The sequence below is a fragment of the Pseudovibrio sp. Ad37 genome (assembly GCF_001623075.1).
In the GTDB taxonomy this organism is placed as follows: domain Bacteria; phylum Pseudomonadota; class Alphaproteobacteria; order Rhizobiales; family Stappiaceae; genus Pseudovibrio.
This window is the reverse complement of record NZ_LMCF01000080.1, coordinates 1-5,058: the sequence shown is the minus strand read 5'-3', so window position 1 is coordinate 5,058 and position 5,058 is coordinate 1. Positions and strand designations below refer to the sequence as shown.

The 5,058-nt window shown below is 48.5% G+C and carries 4 protein-coding genes and 1 rRNA gene; 3 read left to right on the top strand and 2 right to left on the bottom strand.

Annotation, left to right across the window (positions count from 1 at the left end):
• Positions 1-176: 176 nt before the first annotated feature.
• Positions 177-569, bottom strand: coding sequence for a cupin domain-containing protein (locus PsAD37_RS13725; RefSeq protein WP_063296624.1), 393 nt, complete (start codon positions 567-569; stop codon positions 177-179).
• A 209-nt stretch (positions 570-778) separates the two neighbouring features.
• Here PsAD37_RS13725 and PsAD37_RS13720 point away from each other — a divergent pair, with 209 nt between their 5' ends.
• Genes PsAD37_RS13720 through PsAD37_RS13715 form a run of 3 tightly spaced genes read left to right on the top strand, consistent with a single transcriptional unit; the run spans position 779 to position 4,298 of the window.
• Positions 779-2,929, top strand: a complete 2,151-nt coding sequence (locus PsAD37_RS13720; protein WP_063296623.1) for an FUSC family protein — start codon at positions 779-781, stop codon at positions 2,927-2,929.
• A gap of 14 nt (positions 2,930-2,943) precedes the next feature.
• The gene (locus tag PsAD37_RS27560; protein WP_084407789.1) at positions 2,944-3,156 is read left to right on the top strand and encodes a DUF1656 domain-containing protein; all 213 of its coding nucleotides are present in this window, start codon (positions 2,944-2,946) and stop codon (positions 3,154-3,156) included.
• Positions 3,153-4,298 carry an HlyD family secretion protein gene (locus tag PsAD37_RS13715; RefSeq protein ID WP_063296622.1) on the top strand — a complete coding sequence of 382 codons (1,146 nt, stop codon included), beginning with the start codon at positions 3,153-3,155 and terminating at the stop codon, positions 4,296-4,298. Before PsAD37_RS27560 ends, PsAD37_RS13715 begins: the two co-directional genes overlap by 4 nt.
• A gap of 677 nt (positions 4,299-4,975) precedes the next feature.
• Here the strand turns inward: PsAD37_RS13715 and rrf are convergent.
• Positions 4,976-5,058: ribosomal RNA gene (gene rrf / locus PsAD37_RS13710) — 5S ribosomal RNA — on the bottom strand; the annotation flags it as partial.

Below are 5,058 nucleotides of genomic sequence, written 5' to 3'. Positions count from 1 at the left end.
CGCAGCAAGAAGTTATCAAGCACTGTGGCAGGCCGTAGGCCAAGTCTGCGACCTCTTCACAAAGCAAGAGTGCAACAACTTCTTCAAAACAGCTGGATACATGACCGATTAAACGCGACAAGCTCTAAATCTATTGAACTTGCCTCCAGAAAGCTGAACCAGCCTCTAAAACCACGTCACCACGACCCACCTGGCACCCAACGGCGAGACACCTCCGTGCTATTCTCATAACTGGCCTCAAAAATTGGAGCAGCCAGTGCCGCCCGCACATGCAACGCTCCCTCACCCACATTACAAAATCCATGCAAACGCCCGGCAGGGATCAGGACACTCTGATTGACTGTCGCAACATACCGTTCGTCTCCGCAAGTGATCTCCGCAGTCCCGTCAATCACCTCCAACAGCTCCTCCACCGCATGCAGATGCAACGGAGTCCCACTTCCGGGCTCACACCACTGTTCAAAAATGCAAAGCTGATGAGCACCATTTACAGCAGAGGTCCGCATCCGCGTCATCACCCCACCCCGCCACTCTTCCAGCTCCTGCACATTATGATCAATAAGCGCCATCATAGACCTCCACCTTCCAAACCTGCTCTGACAAGAAACGTAATCACCAAAAGCAAACATCTTCGAAATCGGGTTCAGATCACCGTTCCGTGTCTTGATAAAACAACGCGACGAATTGAAAGAAAAACCAAAACCTATCTCACACGTCTTCAACCTATCTTGGCTGAAGTGCTTTTCAGGCATGACTGGAAGATTAAGCGAGTGAGGATATGTTTCTCAGCGACAGAGCAAAGGATTCAATTAAGGTTGGGTTAGCAATGGTGATCGCCTACGCCATTGCACTCTACATGGATTGGGACCGCCCGTATTGGGCTGGGTTGGCCGTTGCATTTATCTCGCTGGAAACATCAGGACAATCCTTCAACAAAGGCGCGCAGCGCATTGGCGGGACACTCCTTGCAGCAGTCGCAGCACTCCTGATCCTCTCCCTATATCCGCAACAACGCTGGATGTTTATGGTTGTCTTATCCAGCTTTGTTTTAGTTTGCACTTATATGAAAAGCACAACACGAAACGCCTACTTTTGGAACGTGGCAGCTTTCGTAACAATCATTGTGGCTGTTGATTCCGCCTCAAGCAATGAGCCTGCGTTTTATACGGCAATGCTCAGGATCGAGGAGACCGCTTTAGGCGTGATCACCTACAGTGTGGTCTCGGCAGTCCTTTGGCCTAAGACATCAGCAAAAGCGCTTTGCAGCACAGCCAGCCACCTGAGCCACGCTGCCCTTGGGATTTTTCAAGAAACATTGGACAACGGGTTCTCACGTGCTCCCCAACAATACCTGAAGCAACAAGGCGACTTCTCAGCACTACAGGCCAGGTTTGAGGAACTTTCCAATATTGCCCAACTCGAAAACTATGAAATCTGGGAGGTCCACGATTTATGGAAAGATGCCGCAAAACTGTGGGTTGATTACGAATGGGCAATAGAAGCGTGCCGGCAAAACATAAGTGACGTTCAAACACTTGAGCTTGAGAAACACCTGCCTTGGCATGGCCAGTATACGGAAGAGATCGAGCAACGTTTAACGGATATCACCCAGATGTCTTCTGGTGAGCATGTGAACTATACCAGCCCACAACGGGAGTTTCACATCAACAAGACCAATACTGCTGGTCTGAGACAACTGGAAAAAGCAGCCCTGTCCCTCTACGTTAATCAACTCATAAACCTCGAACATATTACATATCAGCTCTATGAGATAAACGCCGTCATATTTGGCTTGCGGCAACGTGCTGACACCACCTTTAAAGTCACGCCTACGCCCAAAAAGCACATCATAAATATAGGAGCGTTGAAGGGGGCTTTTCGGGCCTTTCTATGCCTTTGGGTTGCTTATATCGCCTATATTTACTCCCCAAACCTTCCGAGCGGCCCAGTGCTTTTAGTCTTGGCAGGTGTTTATAGCACTTCCTTGTCAACGAACCCCTATATCAGGCCTCTTAGGTTATTGAAGATCGGCGTCTCATCAAACATATTCGCGGCCTGCATCTACCTTTTGATAATGCCGCATTTGCATAGTTTCTGGTCCCTTGGCACCGTCATTTTTATCTCTGTATTTTCCATCTCCTATTTCTTTCATTCACCTGAGGCAACATTGGGAAGAATGTTTGGTCTGGCAAATTTCGTAATGACGACAGGTATAAGTAATAACCAGACATACAGCTTTAATTATGCTGTCGATCAGCTGCTCGTTTTCTTGATAGTTGTGGCAATTTTTACTTGCGTTTCCACGTTCACATTCAAACTTCGCCCAGAGATTCAATATCTCAACTTGCTACGCCGCTTCTTTAATGGCGCGAGCTATCTTTTGTCGGATCAGAAAAATAAACACAAGACAAAGGATTCCTTTTGGCAACGCTATCTCAGACGGCATTACATCAACGAGACCGAAAGCATCCCTCATATCATGCGAGGTTGGATACCGGAGATCTCTTCAAAAATTGAGAAAAGTGAACTGATCAAGATTGTCGTTGTGCTTGAGGCACTTTCCATTCGCCTCTCAGTTCTGATGGATGAATTCAAAACAGCAGAAAACAGCCAGCTCTATAAAGCGCTAAAATACGACATTCATGGTTGGAGCACCCAGCTGACGACCGACTTTGCTAAGCTGGTTGAAGAGCCCTCAGGTAAAACATTAGAAGCTGCTGCAAAAGAACGCGAAATCAAACTTCCGGAAATAGAAGATACGATCTCCAGGGCCGTGCAAGAACGAAGTAAAGACGGAGGAGAGTTAGGAGAACAATTAAATGTCTATCGCATTCTTGGAGGTATTCGCAGTGTTTATCAGGCATTAGAAGACTATGAAGAGCAATCTCAAAAAGTCGATTGGCCTTATCTAAAGGAAGCTCGGTTCTAAAGGAGTATGCGTCAATGAATGGATATCCTGGTGAATGGGCTCTTGGTTCTGTTTACTTCCCGCCCTTTCTGATTGCATCTTTCCTGGGCCTGCTTCTCAGTTGGATCACATCACGTTTGCTCAACAGATACCGGCTATCGAGATTTCTCCTCTACCCGCCTGGCGTCTTCATAGCTTTGGCAGTCATCTATACCGCAGTCATTGGAAGTTGGGTTATTCCGATATGAAAGCATTGAAACCCATACATAAAGCAGTAATCACGGGTACCATTGTTGGCGTAGCAGTTCTCGCCTTCGCCTATAAATACTATGCATATTTGCAAAACCCATGGACACGCGATGGTCAGGTCAGAGCAAACGTCATCCAAATCGCAACCCGTGTCTCCGGGCCGATCGTAGATCTTCCAATCAAAGACAATCAAAGCGTACAAGCAGGGCAACTGCTCTTCCGCATCGACCCAAGAACATTTGAAGCAACCTACGCAGAGAAGAAAGCAGATCTTGATCAAACGATCGATCAGCTCAACGCGCTTGCAAAAGAACGAGATGCGGCTGAGGCAAGCGTCGCTCAATACCGCTCAAACATTGAACAAGCAAACTCGGAAGTGCGCTCATCCATAGCCACCCTAAAAAACATTAAGGGAAACCTGGAGAGAAACGCAAAGCTTCTGAAAGATGGCTTCGTCACACAGCGTACCTATGATCAGATCGACAAGAGCTACATTGTTGCTCTGGCGGAGGCTGAGCAAGCACAATCTGGTCTTGCTCAGGCTGAAGCTGCGCTTGTTGAAGCAAAAGCAACTCTGGCTCAGGTCGTGGCAACACTTGGAGCGAAAGGAGACGAGAACGCTCAGTTACGCTCTGCAACAGCAGCATTGCGCATGTCGGAACTGGACCTTGGGTTCTCACAGGTATCCGCACCAGTCTCTGGGTACGTCACCAATCTTAATCTTCGTTTGGGTAGCCAAACTGTCGAAAACCAGCCAGCCCTTGCGCTCGTAGACATTTCCAGCTTCTGGATCGACGCATACTTTCCAGAAACAAAAATCCGCAGGATCAACATCGGCGACAAAGTCGTCATGACCCTCATGGCTTACCCTGATCAGGTGGTCCATGGCGAAGTCGAAAGCATCGGCTGGGGCATCTCCCAATCAGATGGTAGCACCGGCTCCGATCTCCTGCCCAACATCAACCCCACCTTCGAATGGATCCGCCTCGCGCAACGCATCCCAGTCCGCGTAAAACTCACAGGCATCCCCAAAGACATCCTCCTCCGCGTCGGCACAACCGTCTCCGTCCTGGTCCTAACCAACACCGCCAACGACACAACCACACCAGAAGAACCACCAGCACCACTATTGTTTCAGTAAAACAAGTTACTCCCCCTCTATCCCCCTGTTCATTTCAAAGAGATCTTTGAGGCTCATTGGGACACGAGGGGATATCTTTTCTCTCACCCCTTACAGCAATTAAAGCCTGTGTGACTCCTATGCATATTTTCTTCGCGACCAGTACAAAGCCCTTTAGGTCAAGGTATGCTCACTTTCACCATCTCACCGACTTAGCAGCGCAATCTCAGTGCAAATAACGCTAACAAACGCACATAAGAACGCAACGCACTTCCGACTGCGATCCAGTCCAAAAACACTATCTATAGCAACAGCTGTGCGCGCCACTACTTATTCGCTGTTGCAGTCGTGATTGACGTTTCAGGCGTTCCTCCCACAGTCTCGTTCCCTTCCTTCTGGTATACACGGAGGGTAGTGCTCATCTCATAACAGCACTGCGAGGTACTGCCATTCAATCCCTTGAAGTCGCTGTTTGAGTTTCACTAAGGCCAACTGTTGGGTGTATATTCAGGGCTAAGGAAGTGCTCTGGTTCTTGGAAGGCTTTAGTCTTCTTGCTGGAGACGCTCTCTTCAGCCCTCTCATTCAGGCTGGCTTAATCCCAGAACGCAAAAAGCCCCCATGCGTTATGCATCGGGGGCTTTTGAGTTGGTATGTTGTTCTGTTTCATTTTGAGAGATTGTCAGTGTGGATTATTCATGCCCGGCGGCGCCCTACTCTCCCGCGTCTTAAGACGAAGTACCATTGGCGCAGGGGCGTTTCACTTCCGAGTTCGGGATGGGA

Excerpts from the sequence above, each read along its gene's own strand:
- PsAD37_RS13725 (WP_063296624.1), bottom strand. The coding sequence starts at position 569 with ATGGCGCTTATTGATCATAATGTGCAGGAGCTGGAAGAGTGGCGGGGT.
- PsAD37_RS13720 (WP_063296623.1), top strand. The coding sequence starts at position 779 with ATGTTTCTCAGCGACAGAGCAAAGGATTCAATTAAGGTTGGGTTAGCA.
- PsAD37_RS27560 (WP_084407789.1), top strand. The coding sequence starts at position 2,944 with ATGAATGGATATCCTGGTGAATGGGCTCTTGGTTCTGTTTACTTCCCG.
- PsAD37_RS13715 (WP_063296622.1), top strand. The coding sequence starts at position 3,153 with ATGAAAGCATTGAAACCCATACATAAAGCAGTAATCACGGGTACCATT.